Origin of the sequence: Verrucomicrobium sp. GAS474, assembly GCF_900105685.1 — a bacterium.
Classification (GTDB): domain Bacteria; phylum Verrucomicrobiota; class Verrucomicrobiia; order Methylacidiphilales; family GAS474; genus GAS474.
Genome location: NZ_LT629781.1, coordinates 3,435,233 through 3,452,132, shown reverse-complemented (window position 1 = coordinate 3,452,132; position 16,900 = coordinate 3,435,233). Strand labels below are relative to the sequence as shown.

General features: G+C 66.2%; 16 protein-coding genes. 9 read left to right on the top strand and 7 right to left on the bottom strand.

Features of this window, described 5'->3' with window-relative positions; all coding sequences use genetic code 11:
• Positions 1-331: 331 nt before the first annotated feature.
• From lepA to BLU04_RS14680, 6 genes are read left to right on the top strand one after another with little or no spacing between them, the layout of a single operon-like run.
• On the top strand, positions 332-2,134 hold the full coding sequence (lepA, locus tag BLU04_RS14705) for a translation elongation factor 4 (RefSeq protein WP_093287688.1): 1,803 nt from the start codon (positions 332-334) through the stop codon (positions 2,132-2,134).
• A 24-nt stretch (positions 2,135-2,158) separates the two neighbouring features.
• Entirely contained in the window at positions 2,159-3,388 is a 1,230-nt protein-coding gene (gene lepB, locus BLU04_RS14700) for a signal peptidase I (RefSeq protein ID WP_093287685.1), read from the top strand.
• A 10-nt stretch (positions 3,389-3,398) separates the two neighbouring features.
• On the top strand, positions 3,399-4,016 hold the full coding sequence (locus BLU04_RS14695; RefSeq protein ID WP_093287682.1) for a hypothetical protein: 618 nt from the start codon (positions 3,399-3,401) through the stop codon (positions 4,014-4,016).
• A gap of 45 nt (positions 4,017-4,061) precedes the next feature.
• The gene (locus BLU04_RS14690; RefSeq protein WP_093287679.1) at positions 4,062-5,024 is read left to right on the top strand and encodes an alpha/beta fold hydrolase; all 963 of its coding nucleotides are present in this window, start codon (positions 4,062-4,064) and stop codon (positions 5,022-5,024) included.
• A 60-nt stretch (positions 5,025-5,084) separates the two neighbouring features.
• Complete coding sequence (locus tag BLU04_RS14685) at positions 5,085-5,885, top strand: ABC transporter ATP-binding protein (protein ID WP_093287676.1); 801 nt, start codon at positions 5,085-5,087, stop codon at positions 5,883-5,885.
• 8 nt (positions 5,886-5,893) lie between these two features.
• On the top strand, positions 5,894-6,151 hold the full coding sequence (locus tag BLU04_RS14680) for a hypothetical protein (RefSeq protein ID WP_093287673.1): 258 nt from the start codon (positions 5,894-5,896) through the stop codon (positions 6,149-6,151).
• Positions 6,152-6,193: 42 nt separating this feature from the next.
• On the opposite strand, the gene BLU04_RS14675 is transcribed toward BLU04_RS14680, so the two are convergent.
• From BLU04_RS14675 to BLU04_RS14665, 3 genes are read right to left on the bottom strand one after another with little or no spacing between them, the layout of a single operon-like run.
• A complete protein-coding gene (locus BLU04_RS14675) occupies positions 6,194-7,099 on the bottom strand; it encodes a transglutaminase family protein (RefSeq protein ID WP_093287670.1) in 906 nt (301 codons plus the stop codon).
• A 13-nt stretch (positions 7,100-7,112) separates the two neighbouring features.
• Positions 7,113-8,075, bottom strand: coding sequence for an alpha-E domain-containing protein (locus tag BLU04_RS14670; RefSeq protein ID WP_093287668.1), 963 nt, complete (start codon positions 8,073-8,075; stop codon positions 7,113-7,115).
• Between the two features lie 36 nt (positions 8,076-8,111).
• Positions 8,112-9,530, bottom strand: a complete 1,419-nt coding sequence (locus BLU04_RS14665; RefSeq protein ID WP_343124807.1) for a circularly permuted type 2 ATP-grasp protein — start codon at positions 9,528-9,530, stop codon at positions 8,112-8,114.
• Between the two features lie 340 nt (positions 9,531-9,870).
• On the opposite strand from BLU04_RS14665, the gene BLU04_RS14660 reads away from it, so the two are divergent.
• Both BLU04_RS14660 and BLU04_RS14655 read left to right on the top strand, forming a co-directional pair.
• The gene (locus tag BLU04_RS14660; RefSeq protein WP_093287662.1) at positions 9,871-11,976 is read left to right on the top strand and encodes a hypothetical protein; all 2,106 of its coding nucleotides are present in this window, start codon (positions 9,871-9,873) and stop codon (positions 11,974-11,976) included.
• A 134-nt stretch (positions 11,977-12,110) separates the two neighbouring features.
• Positions 12,111-13,112, top strand: coding sequence for a 2-hydroxyacid dehydrogenase (locus BLU04_RS14655; protein ID WP_093287659.1), 1,002 nt, complete (start codon positions 12,111-12,113; stop codon positions 13,110-13,112).
• 18 nt (positions 13,113-13,130) lie between these two features.
• On the opposite strand, the gene BLU04_RS14650 is transcribed toward BLU04_RS14655, so the two are convergent.
• From BLU04_RS14650 to proS, 4 genes are all read right to left on the bottom strand, one after another.
• Positions 13,131-13,427: a hypothetical protein gene (locus BLU04_RS14650; protein WP_093287657.1), complete on the bottom strand. Its 297-nt coding sequence runs from the start codon at positions 13,425-13,427 to the stop codon at positions 13,131-13,133.
• A gap of 80 nt (positions 13,428-13,507) precedes the next feature.
• A complete protein-coding gene (locus BLU04_RS14645; protein WP_093287654.1) occupies positions 13,508-14,536 on the bottom strand; it encodes an NAD(P)-dependent alcohol dehydrogenase in 1,029 nt (342 codons plus the stop codon).
• A gap of 49 nt (positions 14,537-14,585) precedes the next feature.
• The gene (locus BLU04_RS16640; RefSeq protein WP_157895381.1) at positions 14,586-14,783 is read right to left on the bottom strand and encodes a hypothetical protein; all 198 of its coding nucleotides are present in this window, start codon (positions 14,781-14,783) and stop codon (positions 14,586-14,588) included.
• Between the two features lie 95 nt (positions 14,784-14,878).
• Positions 14,879-16,432, bottom strand: coding sequence for a proline--tRNA ligase (gene proS / locus BLU04_RS14640; protein WP_093287651.1), 1,554 nt, complete (start codon positions 16,430-16,432; stop codon positions 14,879-14,881).
• Between the two features lie 69 nt (positions 16,433-16,501).
• Between proS and rbfA the strand changes: the two genes are divergently transcribed.
• Positions 16,502-16,876: a 30S ribosome-binding factor RbfA gene (rbfA, locus tag BLU04_RS14635; RefSeq protein WP_093287649.1), complete on the top strand. Its 375-nt coding sequence runs from the start codon at positions 16,502-16,504 to the stop codon at positions 16,874-16,876.
• Positions 16,877-16,900 lie beyond the last annotated feature (24 nt).

The window sequence follows — 16,900 nt, the reverse complement described above, 5'->3', positions numbered from 1 at the left end:
CCTTCGGGGCTGGCGGGGTCGACCCTGTACAGCTGGAGGCGATCCGCTTTATAGCCCAAGAGGGGCTTTGCCCCTCCTCGAACCTCCCCTTCGGAGGGCCTTAGCTAGGCGGACGCGCTTTGGCTGTGCCTCGTCTTCTATCTGGATTGAAATCGGCTGCTTCCTGGAGCGTCCGAGGGTACGGATTGCGGGGGGTAGACGGGACCAATACGCCTAGACTCCTATTGGGAGACGGCTCTATGGGAGAGGGGTGTGCAGGGGGTCCGAACCCTCTTGCCGTAGGGGGGATTTCCACTACAATCCCTTTTTTGCCCCTTTATCTCCCTTTTTCATGAGTTCCGAGCTGATCCGTAATTTCTGCATTATCGCCCACATCGACCACGGGAAGACGACGCTTTCCGACCGGTTGCTGCAGGCCACCGATACGATCTCTCTCCGGGACATGCAGAACCAGATGCTCGACTCGATGGATCTGGAGAAGGAGCGGGGCATCACGATCAAGGCCCACCCGGTCACGATGGTCTATCACGCGAAGGACGGGAAGACCTACCGGCTGAACCTGATCGACACCCCCGGCCACGTCGACTTCGCCTATGAGGTCTCCCGCAGCCTCTCGGCGTGCGACGGCGCGCTCCTCGTCATCGACGCGGCGCAGGGCGTCGAGGCGCAGACGGTGGCGAACGTCCACCTCGCCTCGAAGCAGAACCTGACCCTCATCCCGGTCATCAACAAGATCGACCTCCCGAGCGCGAACGTCCCCTCGGTCCAGAAGCAGGTCGAGGACCTCCTCGCCATCCCGGGGGAGGATTGCGTCCCGTGCAGCGCGAAGCAGGGGATCGGCATCTCGGAGATCCTCGAGGCCGTCGTCGCCCGCATCCCCGCCCCGCCGGAGCCGAAGGACAACACCCTCCGCGCCCTCGTCTTCGATTCCCTCTTCGACACCTACCGGGGCGTCGTCACCTACGTCCGGGTCTTCTCGGGCGAGCTCAAGGCGGGGACCCAGATCCTCCTGATGTCGACGAACCAGGCCTACGAGGTCAAGGAAGTCGGCATCTTCACTCCGAAGATGACCCGGCAGGACAAGCTCCTCCCCGGCCACACCGGCTACCTGATCGCGAACATCAAGAGCCCCGTCGACATCAAGATCGGCGACACGATCACGACCTCGGTCGCCCCCGCGAAGGAGCCGCTCCCCGGCTTCAAGCAGATCACCCCGATGGTCTTCAGCGGCATCTACCCGATCAACACCGCCGAGTTCGAGCTCCTGAAGGTCGCGATCGCGAAGCTCCAGATCAACGACGCGGCGCTGGTCTACACCGCCGAGTCGAGCGTCGCGCTCGGCTCCGGCTTCCGCTGCGGCTTCCTCGGCCTCCTCCACATGGAGATCGTCCAGGAGCGTCTCCGCCGGGAGTACGACATGGACATCATTGCGACCTACCCGAGCGTCATCTACCAGATCCGCCTCACGAACGGCGAGGAGATCGAGGTCGACAACCCGGTGAAGATGCCCGACCCCTCGACGATCGACGTGATCCGCGAGCCGATGGTGAAGGTCTTCATCATGATCCCGAACGAGAACATCGGGGACATCCTCCAGCTCGTCATGGAAAAGCGCGGCTCGTGCGAGCACACGGAGTCGGTCGACGACAAGCGGGTCATGCTCCATTGCGACATTCCGCTCTCGGAAATCCTCGTCGACTTCAACGACCGGATCAAGTCGATCACCCGGGGCTACGGCTCGATGGACTACGAGACGGCCCCCTACCGCGCGGGCGACCTCGTGAAGCTCGACGTGATGGTGAACGGCGAGCCGGTCGACGCCTTCTCCTCGATCGTCGACCGCGAGAAGGCCCCCGCCCGGGGACGCCAGATCGCGGCGAAGCTGAAGGAAGTGATCCCGCCCCACCTCTTCCGCATCCCGATCCAGGCGACGATCGGCGCGAAGATCGTGGCCCGCGAGGACGTCGGCTCGGTCGGCAAGAATGTGACGGCGAAGTGCTACGGCGGCGATATCTCCCGCAAGCGGAAGCTCCTCGAGAAGCAGAAGGAGGGCAAGAAGCGGATGAAGTCGTTCGGCCGCGTCGACATCCCGCAGGAGGCCTTCATCGCCGTGTTGAAGACCGACGTCGGTTGATCGCCATTCCCCCAGCCCCTTTTTATGGATCGTCTCCCCTCCGATTCCCCCAAGCCCAAAGACTCCAAGGCGGCGCAGGTCAGGCCGGCCCAGGCCGCCCCGGAAGGGTTCTGGGCGAAGTGGACGCTCCGTTCCCAGGCCGACGATTACCTGAAGGCGATCCGCAAGCAGCGCATCTATAATTCCGACCGCATCCCGGCGGCGCAGCTCCGCGAGGTCCTCGCCTTCGAGGAGGAACTGGGCGGGGCGCTGAAGCGGCGGGAGACGGCCCGCTACGCGCCGCTGATGGAAAAGGGGGAGGAGATCGCGGTCTCGCTCTTCCCGGTCCGGGGGAACGACTGGCTCCGGGAGAACGTCGAGGTGGCCTTCGTCGCCATCGCGGCGGCCCTCGCGCTGCGGGCCTTCTTCCTCCAACCCTTCAAGATCCCGACCGACTCGATGAAGCCGACGCTCTACGGCATCCAGACGGTGAAGGTCGACGCGGCCTCCCATGCGAAGACCTCGTTCCTCGGCTCGATCTGGCGGCAGCTCGTCTTCGGGGAGAGCGACGGGCTGATCGTCCTCGACCATCCGGCGAGGATCACCGACATCCAGGGGGGGAGCCTCACCCCGTGGTTCGATTACACCGACATCCTCTTCGACACCGGCGAGACGCGCCGGGCCTGGATCACGAAGGACGCGGTGACCTACAAGCTGGGCCTCGCCGTGGGGCAGCGCTTCGAGGCCGGGGAGCCGGTCCTCAGCTACCGGAACTCGGCGGGGGACCAGGTCTTCGTCGACAAGTTTTCCTTCAACTTCCGCCTCCCGAAGCGGGGAGAGGTCTTCGTCTTCCGCACGAACGGCATCCGGGGGATCGAGGACGACATGGCCCGGCGCGGCATCTTCACCTCCCAGTTCTACATCAAGCGGTGCGTCGGCCTCCCGGGCGACACCCTCCGCCTCATCCCGCCGCTGCTCGAGATCAACGGGGTCTCCGAGGGGGCGACGATCCCGTGGGCGATCCGGCGCGTCGAGGCGGCGCAGGACGGCTACCGGGGCTACGGCTATCTCAACTCCCTCGTCAATCCGCCGAGCTTCCTGCGCGGACCGGCGGAGACGTACAGCGTCGAGCCCGATACGTTCTGGGCGATGGGGGACAACAGCTACAACAGCCAGGACAGCCGCTTCTGGGGCGCGGTTCCCCGGGAGAACACGGTGGGGGTCGGCCTCGTCGTCTATTGGCCGTTCGGCGCCCGTTGGGGGCTGATCCGGTAGGAGAGGGGCGATGCGGCGCGTCCTGGTCTCCTCGGCGGCGTTGCTCCTGCTGCTTCTCCTCGGGACCGGGTTTTTTTATTGGCGATGGACCGCGACGGGACCGATGGCTTCGTCGGGCGGGCTCTGGTTCCCGAAGACGATCCTCCTCCCGGTGCCCGGCTTCGCGCAGAACGACCCGCGCTGGGGGGACGACTTCCTCGGGGCGACGCCGGGACGGCTCGGCGGGGAGGGGTGCGCCGTCACCTCGGCGGCGATGGTGCTCTGTTATTTCGGGATCCCGACCGATCCCCATTTCCTCAATCTCTTCCTCACCGAGACCGGCGGCTACACGCCGCAGGGCTGGATCGAGTGGGAGGGGGCCGAGGCCCTGCGGCCCGGGACGGTGCGGAAGGTCTACGAGGATCTGCCCTCCCATTTCCTCGTCGACCGGAACCTCTGGCGCGGCATCCCCTCGATCGTCCGCCTGCGGATGCGGGGCGGGACGACGCACTTCGTCGTCATCGTCGGGAAGCGGGGCTTCGATTACCTGATCCGCGATCCGGGGGCGGGGTTCGCGCAGGGGGTCTATCCGCTGCGGGAATTGACGCCGCAGATCGAGGCGCTGCGGTTTTACGTGGCGGGACGATAGCCCCCGCTTTTCTTTTCCGGCGGGCCTGCTACCGTTCACGGCACTATGCCCCTCGTTGATCTTCCTCTCGAAAAGCTCCATCATTACCAGGGGCTCTCTCCTCGGCCCGGTGACTTCGATGCCTTCTGGGACCGGAGCCTGGCCGAGATGAAGGCCCTCGACCCGAAGGTCGATCTCGTTCCCGCCGCCTTCCAGGCGCCGTTCGCCGATTGCCACGATCTCTACTTCACCGGCGTCGGCGGCTCGCGGATCCACGCGAAGCTGCTCCGGCCGAAGGCCTCGGCGGGACTCCAGCCGGCCGTCGTCCAGTTCCACGGCTATACGGGGAGCTGCGGCGATTGGCAGGGGAAACTCGCCCTCGTCGCCGCCGGTTTCACCGTCGCGGCGCTCGATTGCCGGGGTCAGGGCGGGCGCTCCGAGGACCGGGGCGGCGTCTCCGGGACGACCCATAACGGGCACATCATCCGCGGCCTCGACGGCGCGCCCGAGGGGCTCCTCTTCCGCCAGATCTTCCTCGATACGGCGCAGCTCGCCGGGATCGTGATGGGCCTTCCGGGCGTCGACGCCACCCGCGTCGCGGCGATGGGCGGCAGCCAGGGCGGGGCGCTCGCCATCGCCTGCGCGGCGCTGGAGCCCCGCATCCGCCGCCTCGCGACGGTCTTCCCGTTCCTGAGCGATTACCGCCGGGTCTGGGAGATGGATCAGGCGAAGGACGCCTACGCGGAGCTGAAGACCTACTTCCGCAACTTCGATCCGCTCCACGAGCGGGAGGACGAGATCTTCATGAAGCTCGGCTACATCGACATCCAGAACCTCGCCCCGCGCATCAAGGCGGAGACGGTGATGAGCGTCGGCCTGATGGATTCGGTCTGCCCGCCCTCGACCCAGTTCGCGGCCTACAACAAAATCACGGCGCCGAAATCGCTCCGCATCTATCCCGACTTCGGCCACGAGGGCCTGCCGGGGAACGACGACGCGATCTTCCAGTTCGTGACGCGGCCTTACTAAGGCAGCGACTTCACCGCCCTCGGTTGATTTCCGTCGGGGCCGCCGCCATAGTGGCTTGCTATGCGGCGGCCTTCTTCGTCTTCAGACCAACCGATTCTCGACATCCACGGCCTTTCCCTGCTCCGGGAGACGGCGATCCTGCGGGACATCGACTGGACGATCGGGCGGGGGGAGCATTGGGTGTTGCTGGGGGCCAACGGCTCGGGCAAGACCTCGCTCCTCTCGGCGTTGACGGGGTATCTCCCGGCGAGCTCGGGGACGGTCGCGCTCCTCGGGCGGACCTTCGGCGCGTACGACTGGCGGGAACTGCGGAAGCAGGTCGGGCTGGTCAGTTCGGCGCTCCGGCAGCGCGTCGAGGACGGGGAGACGGGGCTCGAGGTGGTCGTCACCGGCAAGGAGGCCGTCGTCAATCATTGGGGGCCGGTGAAGGCGGCCGATCGGAAGAAGGGACTGGCGCTCCTCTCCCGCCTCGGCTGCCGCCGCCTGGCCGACCGGCCGTGGCTTTTCCTTTCCCAGGGGGAGAGGCAGCGGGTCTTGATCGCCCGCGCCCTGATGGCCGACGTCCATGTCCTGATCCTCGACGAGCCCTGCGCGGGCCTCGATCCGGCGGCGCGGGAGGAATTCCTCGGCTTCCTCCAAAAATGGGTCGCCCGGCCCGACGCCCCGACGGTGATCCTCGTGACCCATCACGTGGAGGAGATCGTTCCCGGCTTCACCCATGGGCTGGTCCTGCGGAAGGGACGGGTGATCGCCTCGGGGACGCTGGAAAAGACGGTGACGAGGGCGGTCCTTTCCGCCGCCTTCGGCGCCAGGATGGGCGTGTCGCGCCGGAACGGGCGCTATGCCCTGAAGATCGGTTAAGGGGACGCATGGGAACCGAACTCAACGAAGCGATCCGCACGATCCTCGTCCGCGATTGGGACCCGCTCGACATCGCGTCGGAACGGCCGATCGAGGACGAGTACGATCCCTACCTGCTCCAGCTCCATGACATCGCCGAGCGGAAGCTGGGGGCCGACGCGCTTTTCGTCGCCCTGTGGCGGATCGAGACGGTCCTCCTGCGCCAGCCGGGCGATTGGCCGAAAACGCGGACGATCGCGGAGAGGATCGCGGCGATCGAGGTCTAGGGCCAAGGAGCAACGCGGCCTGGCCCTGAATGTCGATGGGCCCTAGTGATGGTCGAGCTGCGCGGGGAGGGAGAAGACGTGCTTCGGCCCTTCCTGCAGCTCCTTCACGGTCACCTTGCTCTCGATCTTGCGCTCGGCCATGCCCTGGAAGACGCCGCGCGTCGAGGGGACGTCGGCGTAGTCCCGGCCCGTGGCGACGCGGATGTGGCGGGTGGTGGGGACGGTGCCGTGGGTGGGGTCGAAGCCGACCCAGCCCCAGCCGGGGAGGCAGACCTCGACCCAGGAATGGGTGTCGGCGCGGTCGGCCATCTTGTGGCCTTCGGCGCTCCAGAGGTAGTAGCCGTTGACGTAGCGGGCCGGGATGCCGAGCTGCCGGACGAGGGCGATCATGAGGTGGCTGAAGTCCTGGCTCGTCGCCTTGCCCTTGGCGAGGACCTCTTCCAACGGCGAGGGGACGCGGGAGGGGGGCGGGACGAGGGAGAGCTTCTTCTTCAGCCCCTTGTTGATCTCGGTGAGGAGGGTGTAGGGATCGCCCCGGCGGACGACGTTGAGCGCCTTCACCAGTTCGAGGAGGGCCGGGGTCGTCTGGACGAATTTGCTCGGCATGAGGTCCTCCCAGTAGTCGCCGCCCTGGGAGGTGAGGTGCTCGATCTCCTCCCAGATGTCGGAGTTCTGGGTGGTGACGGAGGGGAACTCATCGACGACCTCGACGATGGCCCGGGCGGTGATCACGAGGTGCTCGTGGAGGCGGGGGATGTCGAAGTGGTGGACGGTGTTCCCCTGGTGGTCGGGGTAGTGGAGGACGTTGCTGCGGGGCTCGGTCTGGAGCTCGAAGGCGAGGCAGCGCTGGGCTCCCTCGGAGCGGGGCATCATCCGGCATTCGACGAGGTTCTCCGAGACGGGGGCCGAGTACTCGTGCCGGGTGCGGTGGAGGATGGAATAGAACATGGCGCGGAGGGGGCTAGATCGCGATGGCGTTTTCGAGGGGGAAGTTGATGTAGCTGCTGTAGACGGCCTGGTGGATCTGGTCCGACTGGGCCTCGATCGAGGCGGTGAAGGCGTGGAGATCCCCGGCGAGGACGTCGTCGATCTCGGCGTAGCGGAGCATCGAGGCGAGCTTCCCGGCGCGGCGGACGAGGGTGGGGGTGTGCTCCCCGTCATTGAGCTCGACGATGCGGTGGGCGGCCTCGTCGACGGCGAGGGCGGCGAAGCAGGCGGCCTGCGGGAACTCGGGCTCCAGGAGGAGGTACTCGGCGACGAGCTTCGGCTGGATGTCGGCGGTGTGGTGGTTGCAGAACGACTCGAAGGCGCTGCACGCCTTGAGGAGGCCGACCCATTCCATGAAGTTCTCCCCGACGCCCCCGCCCTCCTTCTTCTTGTAGAAGGTGCGGAAGTGGGTGCTGGTGAAGGTGGAGACGAGGGAGGCCCGCTCCAGGTAGCGGCCGATGAGGATGAACTGCCACGACTCGCCCCGGTTGATGGTGGTGTGGGTGAGGCCGTTGAAGAGGGTGATGCTGTCGATGATCTGGCGCAGGAGGTCGTTGGGATCGGTCGAGAGGATCGAGGCGAAGCCGGGCTCCCGGAGGCGGAGGTGGAGGCGGTTCAGCTGGGACCACATCTCGGAGCTGATGTGGTCGCGGAGCTGGCGGGCGTTCGACCGGGCGGCGCTGATCGAGGTGAGGATGGAGGCGCTGTTCTCGGGATCGAGGACGAGGTAATGGAGCATCGGCGCGCTCTCCAGCGGGACGTCCTTCGGGACGGGGATCGAGAGGCTGTCGAGGATCCGCTTCCAGCGTTCCTCCTCGCTGCCGCCGGAGTGGTCGAGCATGAGGTGGAGGTGGACGCTGAGGAGGCGGGCGGAACGCTCGGCCCGTTCGAGGTAACGGGCCATCCAGTAGAGGCTGTCGGCAACGCGGGAAAGCATAGGAAGGGTTTCGCTGGGGTGGGCTGGCGTTTGTGCTTAGTCGGCTTTGGTTCCCTTGGCCGGCTCGTCGTTGACGACCCAGGTGTCCTTGCTGCCGCCGCCCTGGGAGGAGTTCACGACCAGGGAACCGCGGGTGAAGGCGACGCGGGTGAGGCCGCCGGGGACGATGCGGACCTTTTCCCCGAAGAGGATGAAGGGCCGGAGATCGATGTGGCGGGGTTCCATCTTCCCATCGACGAAGCAGGGGGAGCGGGAGAAGCTGAGCGTCGGCTGGGCGATGTAGTTGCGGGGGTTCGACTTGATCTTGTCGGCGAACTCGGCGCGCTGCTCCTTCGTGCTCTGCGGCCCGATGAGCATGCCGTAGCCGCCCGACTCGCCGACGGCCTTGACGACGAGCTTGTCGAGGTTCGCCAGGACGTGCTGGCGGTCCTTGTCGCGGACGCAGAGGTAGGTCTCGACGTTGTGGAGGACCGGTTCCTCCTTCAGGTAGTAGCGGATCATGTCCGGGACGTAGGCGTAGATGGCCTTGTCGTCGGCGATGCCGGTGCCGAGGGCGTTGGCGAGGTTGACGTTGCCCGCGCGGTAGGCGTTGAAGAGGCCGGGGACGCCGAGCATGGAGTCCTCGCGGAAGGCGACGGGATCGATGAAGTCGTCGTCGATCCGGCGGTAGATGGTGTCGACGCGCTTCAGCCCCGCCGTCGTCTTCATGTAGACGATGTTGTCGTGGACGATGAGGTCCTGGCCCTGGACGAGGGGGATGCCCATCTGCCAGGCGAGGAAGGAGTGCTCGAAGTAGGCCGAGTTGTAGATGCCGGGCGTCAGGAGGACGATGGAGGGCTCCGAACGGCCGAGGGGGGAGAGCTCCCGCAGGGTGGTGAGGAGGGACTGGCCGTAGTGGTCGATCGGGCGGACGTGGCTGTTGCGGAAGATGCCGGGGAAGGTGTTCTTCATCACCTGCCGGTTCGTCAGCATGTAGGAGACGCCGCTGGGGACGCGGAGGTTGTCCTCGAGGATGACGAAGCTGCCGTCGGGCATGCGGAGCATGTCGGAGCCGCAGATGGAGACGTAGATGTCCCGCCGGACGCGCCAGCCGCGCATCTCGCGGCGGTATTGGGGGCAGGTGTAGATGAGCTCCGCGGGGATGATCTTGTCGGCGATGATCTTGCAGGGGCCGTAGATGTCCTTGAGGAAGAGGTTCAGCGCGGTGATGCGCTGGGTGAGGCCCTTTTCCAGGTGGTCCCACTCGGCCCCGGTGATGATGCGGGGGAGGAGGTCGAAGGGGATGATCTTCTCGGTCCCTTCCTTGCGGCCGTAGACGGCGAAGGTGATGCCCTGGTGGAGGAAGGCGTTGTCGGCGGCCTGCTGGCGCTTCCGGACGTCCTCGTGGGGGAGTTCCTTCAGCTTCCGGTGGAGGGGGCGGTAGGCCTTGCGGGCCCCGCCTTCCTTCTCGAACATCTCGTCGTAGATGCCTTCGTCGAGGGGGTAGGAGTCGAAGACGGAGGGCGGCGGGGTGCTTTCCGCGGCGGGGGTCGATTTCTGAGACTGGGACGAATCGCTTTTTTCAGTTTTGACCGTGGACATGGGGAAAGGATCGATGGGGGAAAGACCGGATAAGGCTCCGATGGGATTTAAGCAAGGGGTGTGCCGTTTGCCTGTTCTCGAGGGTAATAAATGGAAGGGGAACGGGGCCGAATGAGTCTAACTTGTTTGCTCTCTTTTATTTCCATTGAAAAGAATAAAAACTCTGTTTGAGTTTGCTGTTGATGAAGTTCAAGACCCTCCTCGGGACGGGCGAATGACGCTCCTCCTCTTCCTCGACGGGCATCCTGTCCTTCGCTGGAGCCTCGGCCTCCTGTTGCTGGCGGGGGCGGGTGCGGTGGCCTTGGCGCCCTTTTTCCCGGAGGTTCCGGCGGGGGTCGGCAAAGGGGGGAGGCGGACCGCCCTCCGCCTCGGGCTTTTCCTCCTCCTCGCGTTCGCGGCGTTGCTGACGCTGCAATCGCCCCTCGTCGTCCATCGGGAGGCGTTCAATATCGACGAGGCGGTCTTCGTCTCCGAAGCGGTGACGTATCGCGATGTCCCCCATGCCCTGCCGTGGCGGGAGGTCGACGGGTATTCGGGCGGGCCGCTGATTCCGTTGCAACTGCTCTGGACGGTTCCTTTTGGCCTGCCGATCGACTATGCGACGGCCCGGATCACGGTCCTCCTCGACATGGTTCTCTTCCTCGGCCTGTTCTGGCTGGGGGCGCGGCGGGTCTGGGGGGAGCGGATCGCGGGGCTGGCGGTGCCGCCCTTTCTCTCCCTGTTCGCCCTCAGCCTCTTGTTTTATGCGAGCGAGTATCCCTGCCTCCCCTTGTGCGGCGGGGCGTTGTGGGCCCTGGCTGTTCTCTTCGCCAGGCGTTCGGAGGGGGGGAAGGGGAGGTGGGCGGCGTTCGGCCTCGGCGTGGCGGTCGGGGCGATGCTGTTCGTCAAGCTGCAGGCGGCCCCGATCGCGCTCTTTTTGTTCCTCTCCGGCGTGGCGCTGATCGGATGGCGGCGGCAGGGGGCATCGCTGTGGCTCTGTCTCTGCCTCCTTGCGGGAACGGGGGTTCCGGCGGCGGCGTTGCTGGGGCCGCTGGCGGCGGCGGGGCGGTTCCTCGATTTCTGGAACGGATATGTCGTCTGGGCCTTCGGTTACGTGGGGGAGGGGGCCGGGATCGTGGCGCGGGTGAAGCTGATCCTCCAGTTTGTGCTGAACCCCAAAATCCCCATGACGCTTTTCCTGGTGCAGGCGGCGGTCGTGGCGACGGTCTTTCTCTTGCCGGGCTGGAGGCGCTGGGGGCGGACCCAATGGCTGTGGGCCGCCTGGGCGGTCGGCTTCGGCGTATTCGCGTTCCTGGCGGTGGGGGCCTCGGGGCGGAATTATCATCATTACGCGATCTTCACGATCCCGGCCCTCGCCGTGGGATGGGCCGTGGTGGCGCGGGGATGGGAATGGAGTGTCGATCGGGAGGCGATCCCGGTCGGCTTGGTCAGGCGCCCGGTTTCTTCCTCGTTCGCGCTGGGATGGCTCGCGGTCGGGACGGTCTTTCTCCTCGTGACGCGGGAGGCGTTGTTCATCGGCCTCACGCAGCATCATGCGATCGACATGGATCAATTCGGCCCGCGCGAGGCGGCGGTGCTGCCCCGGGCGATGATGTGGGGCGGTTGGGTCGCCCTGCTCGCCCTGGCCGGATTGGCCTGGGCGCTGGCGCGGCGGGGGAAGTGGCTGGGCGTGATCCTCTTCGCCGGGGTCGTGGCGGCGATGCCCCATTTCACCCCCTTCGGGTTTCTGGCCGTGATCCTCGGGACGCTGGTCGTGGTGCGGTGGGGGAGGCCGGGGGAGGGGGCGGCGGCCTGCCTCCTCGCGGTGGTCCTTCCCTATGCCTTCATGGTCCACTTCCGGATCAGCGAGGTGGGGGAGGTGGCCAAATGGAAGGATCCCTCGATCTATCCCGTGGCGGCGCAGATCCGAGCGTTGCGAGGGGATGCGGCGGTGCCCGAACGGGTGGCCGTCTGGGGCTGGTACTCGGCGATGAGCGCCGAGACCGGCCTGCCGATGGGGACCCGCGATCCGGGGAGCGACATGGCGATCCGCCCCGGCCCGCTGCGGGAGATGTACCGCGCGCGGTTCCTGGACGATGTGCGGCGGAACCGGCCCCGGTTCCTCGTCGACGCCGTCACGCCCCACGCGTGGTTCTTCGCCGATTGGCGTCAGGAACGGATCGATTCCTTCCCGGAACTCGCCGCCTATGTGGAGGCGCATTACCGCCTCGTCACGGAGATCGACGACGTGCGGATTTACCTCCTGCGGACGGCGTCGGCGCGGAATCCGGTCTTTTCCAGGATCGAAAGGCGATGGGCATGGAGACGTTCCCCGAACTGAGGGACGAGATCGAGCGGCGCTACCGCCTCGCGGTCGAGGTCAACGGGATGCGGCTCTATGTGCTGAGGGACGAATAGGCGAGGTGCGGCGGAATGCCCCTTTACGGCGGGAGGGCGATCTTCCTAAAATAAGGAATGAAAATCGCCGTCTTCGACACCCACCGGTTTGAACGCGAAGCCTTGGAGAAGGCGAATGTCGGGGGCGCGCTGGGGCATGAGCTCTCCTTCTTCGAGCCGATGCTGACGGCCCAGACGGCGGCCCTCGCCGAGGGGTTCCCGGTGGTCTGCGTCTTCGTTCACGACCGCCTCGATGCGGCGGCAATCGCCCTCCTGGCGAAGGGGGGGACGCGGCTGATCGCGCTCCGTTGCGCGGGATTCAACAACGTCGACCTCAATGCGGCGGGGGAGGCCGGGATCCGCGTGGTGCGGGTGCCGGAGTATTCCCCCTACTCGGTCGCGGAGCATGCGATGGGGCTCCTGATGGCGCTGAACCGGAAGCTGCCCCGGGCCTATAACCGGGTGCGGGATGGGAACTTCTCCCTCGACGGACTGGTCGGCTTCGATCTCCACGGGAAGACGGTGGGGGTGATCGGGACGGGGAAGATCGGGGCCGCCTTCACGCGGATCGCGAAGGGCTTCGGCTGCCGCCTCCTCGGTTACGACGCCTACCCGAATCAGCCGCTCATCGCCGAGACGGGGATCGAGTACGTCTCCCTCGATCGTCTCTACGCCGAGGCCGATGTGATTTCCCTCCACGTGCCGCTTTTCAAGGAGACCTTCCACCTCATCAACGCCGAGGCGCTGGAGAAGGTGAAGCCCTCGGTGATCATCGTGAACACGAGCCGCGGGGCGTTGATCGATGCGTCGGCGCTCTCCGACGCGCTGAAGCGGAAGCGGATCGGCGGCGCGGCCCTCGACGTCTACGAGGAGGAGGAAGACCTCTTCTTCCGCGACCTCTCGAACGAGGTCCTGCAGGACGACGTGCTGGCGCGGTTGCTGACCTTCCCTAACGTCCTGATCACGGCACACCAGGCCTTCCTGACCGAAGAGGCGCTGGGAGGAATCGCCGGGACGACGCTGGGAAATATCACGGCCTTCGAGGCCGGGAAGCCGCTCTCCTTCGAGCTGAAGGCGTAGGAAAGAAGGGGGAACGCTTTACCGTTCGACGGTGAAGACGGTGTGGAAGGTCGGCGCGAGGTAGCCGTTTTCCTGATCCGCCTCGACCCAATCCCAATCGACGTTGTCGGCGATGCACTCGAGGCGCGCCAGCTTGGGCACCTTGTCGTAATGCCCTTCGTACCGGTCGGGCTCGCCGAAGAGGGCGAACATCGAGTCGCGCGAGATCCCGACGCGGCCATCGGTGGTGGTGAAGGCGAGGAGGCCGAAAGCCCGAAGGAGGACGACGACGGCTTCGCTGTGGGGGTGCTCCGATTTGGAAGGGGTGGGGCTCACGTGTGTCCTAGTTATACCCCGTGAAAGGGGGTGAGGCAAGAGGCGATGGGTAAAAACACTTAATCACCCGCTTTCGCTGCTCAAGCGAGGTCGTTCACCAGCACGATCCGGTAGCGGGCCTTGCCGGAGCGGAGATGGTCGAGGGCCTCGTTGACCTTCGAGAGCGGGAAGGTCTCGGTGACCGGCGCGATGGCGTGGCGGGCGGCGAAGTCGAGCATCCGGCTCATCGCGACGGGGCTTCCGGTGGGGGAGCCGGAGACTTCCTTCTGTCCCATGATGAGGCTGAAGGCGGGGATCTCCAGCGGCTTCAGGACGGCGCCGACGACGTGGAGGCGGCCCTTCGGGGCGAGGGTGGAGAGGAGGGCGTTGTCGTCCTGGGGGGCGTTGATCGTCGACAGGATGAGGTCGAGGCTCCCGGCCAGGGACTTCAGCGCGTCGGCTTTCTTTGTGTTGTGGACGAAGTGAGCGCCCATCTGCCGGGCCTCGGCTTCCTTGCTGTCGCTCGTCGTGAAGGCGTGGACCTCGCAGCCCCATTTGTTCGCGAACTGGAGGGCCATGTGGCCGAGGCCGCCGATCCCGATGATGCCGACGCGTGCCGTAGGGGAGATGTTGAAGGAGAGGAACGGGTCGAAGACGGTGATGCCGCCGCAGAGCAGGGGGCCCGATTTCGCGGGATCGAGGGCCTCGGGCATCGGACGGGTCCAGGCCCAATGGGCGCGGAGCCGTTCGGCGAAGCCGCCGTGGCGGCCGCCGATGGTTGGCTGGGCGGTGGTGCAGAGATTATGGCTGCCCGAGAGGCACTGGGGGCACGACATGCAGCTGTTGGCCGTCCAGCCGATGCCGACGCGCTGGCCGATCTTCAGCCCCTTCCCCTGCGCCTCGGAGCCGAGGGCGAGGACGGTGCCGACGGCCTCGTGGCCGGGGACGAAGGGATAGGCGGTCATCCCCCACTCGTTGTCGAGCATCGAGAGATCGGAGTGGCAGACGCCGCAATGGCTGACGGCGATCTCGACCTCGGACGCGCCGAGCGGGCCGGGATCGAAGGAGAAGGGCTGGAGGGGGGCTCCGGCTGAGGGAGCTGCGAAGGCGCGGATGGGGGTGCTGCTCATGGTAAAGAAGGTAGGCGCTCGGGAGGGGAAGGCAATCCCGGGGCCGGGCCTACTTCCCCTTCAATCCATTGAGCATGCTGGCCATGCTGGGGCTGGCCAAGGCGTGGAGAAGGCCTCCGGCCACATCGGGGCCTCCCCCCGAGGTGGAGGAACTGCGTCCCGAGAAATCGTCATTGGAGCTGGTGGCGCTACTCCACGGCGAGACCGTGTTATCGGCATGGGAGGAGGCGCACCCTGCGAGCGGCAAGACGCTGAAGAGCGCGAAAGCTCCCGCAAGCCGAAGCGGCGAACATGTGGGAGGGGTCCTCACACTCCGTTTGTATCACAAACGGCTTCGCCGCATCAATACGACTTCGCGAAGACGACCCGCTGCTTGCTCGGCTGGCCGGTGAAGGGGCAGGTGCCGCCTTCGGGATTTTCCTCGAAGGGGATGCACCGGATGGTGACCTTCAGGTCTTCCTTCAGTTTCTCTTCCAGCGCGGTGTCGCCCGCGAAGTGGGTGAGGGCGAAGCCGCCGTGGATCTCGGGCTTGTCGGGGTTCTGCGGGGTGAAGAAGGCGTAGAATTCCTCCTTCGTGTCGATCTTCCGGGTGTGCTCGCGGAGGTTGGCCTCGGCGCGGGCGTAGAGGGCGGCCTGGATCTCGGTGAGGGTCGTTCCGATGTGGGCGACGAGGTCGGCGAGGGGGATGCCGCTCTTTTCCTTCACGCCCTTGTCGCGGCGACCGACGAAGGCGGTCCCGGCGGCGAGGTCGCGCGGCCCGATCTCGGCGCGGAGGGGGACGCCTTTCTTGATCCACTCCCAGCCCTTGGAGCTGCCGCCGGTGTCGCGGTTGTCGACTTCGACCCGGACGGGCTCGCCCGCGTAGGTCTGGGCGCGGAGCTCGGCGGCGAGTTTGTAGCAGGCGTCGAGGACGGCGTCCTTCTGGTCGTCCTTCGGGATGACGGGGATGATGACGATCTGGGTGGGGGCGACGCGGGGCGGGAGGACGAGGCCGTCGTCGTCGCTATGGGCCATGATCATGGTGCCGATGAGGCGGGTGCTGACGCCCCAGCTCGTCGTCCAGGCGTGCTCCAGCTTCTTCTCGCGGCCGAGGAACTTGATCTCGTAGGCCTTGGCGAAGTTCTGGCCGAGGAAGTGAGAGGTCCCGGCCTGGACGGCCTTGCGGTCCTGGACCATCGCCTCGATGCAGAGGGTGCGGAGGGCGCCGGGGAAACGCTCGTTCTCCGACTTCTCTCCCGTGAGGACGGGAAGGGCGAGGTGCTCCTTGGCGAAGGCCTCGTACTCGCGGAGCATCTTTTCCGTCTCGATCACGGCCTCCTCGGCGGTCTCGTGGGCGGTGTGGCCTTCCTGCCAGAGGAACTCCGCCGTGCGGAGGAAGAGGCGGGGGCGGAGCTCCCAGCGGACGACGTTGGCCCACTGGTTGATCAGGATCGGGAGATCGCGGTAGGACTGGACCCAGCGGCTGTAGGCCGCGCCGATGATCGTCTCCGAGGTGGGGCGGACGACGAGCGGCTCGGCGAGCTTCCCCGTGGGGACGAGCTTTCCGTCGGGACCGGCCTCGAGGCGGTGGTGGGTGACGACGGCGCATTCCTTCGCGAAGCCCTCGACGTGCTTCGCCTCTTTCTCCAGGTAGGAGAGGGGGATGAACATGGGGAAGTAGGCGTTTTTGTGGCCCGTCGCCTTGATGCGGACGTCGAGCTGGGCCTGGATGAGTTCCCAGATGCCGTAGCCCCACGGCTTGATCACCATGCAGCCGCGGACTTCGGAGTTCTCCGCCATGTCGGCGGCGGCGATCACCTGCTGGTACCACTCGGGGAAATCGGCCTGGCGGGTGGGGGTGATGGCGGTCGCCGGTTTGGCGTTTTGCTGCTGCTGGGGCTTGGGCTGCTGGGACATAAGGGAGCTGGCATTAAAGCCCAGACACTAGGGGTTGGCAACCCTGGCGGGGGGAGGTAGAGTGGGAATATGAGCGAACGGACGGAGAGAATGTCGGAAGTCATCCGGCGGGAATTGAGCACCTTGATGCTGCGGGAAAACAAGCTGGAGGGCCTCCTGTTGACGATCATCGCGGTCGAGACCAGCCCCGACATGAAGCATGCCTACGTCTATCTGAGCATGATCGAGCAGGAGGTCTCCAAGGGGAAGGCCCTCGGCCTCCTCAACCGCTGCAAGGGCGAGTGGCAGCACGAGCTCGGCAAGCGGATCAGCGCGAAGTTCACCCCGCGCCTCCACTTCGATTTCGACAACGGCCAGGAGCGGGGCGACCGCGTCCTCTCGGTCCTCGAGGAGATCGAGCGGCAGAAGGCGCGGGAAGAGGCGCTACGGAGCCCGCAGCAGTAATCGTTTTTTCAACAAAAAGGGCGT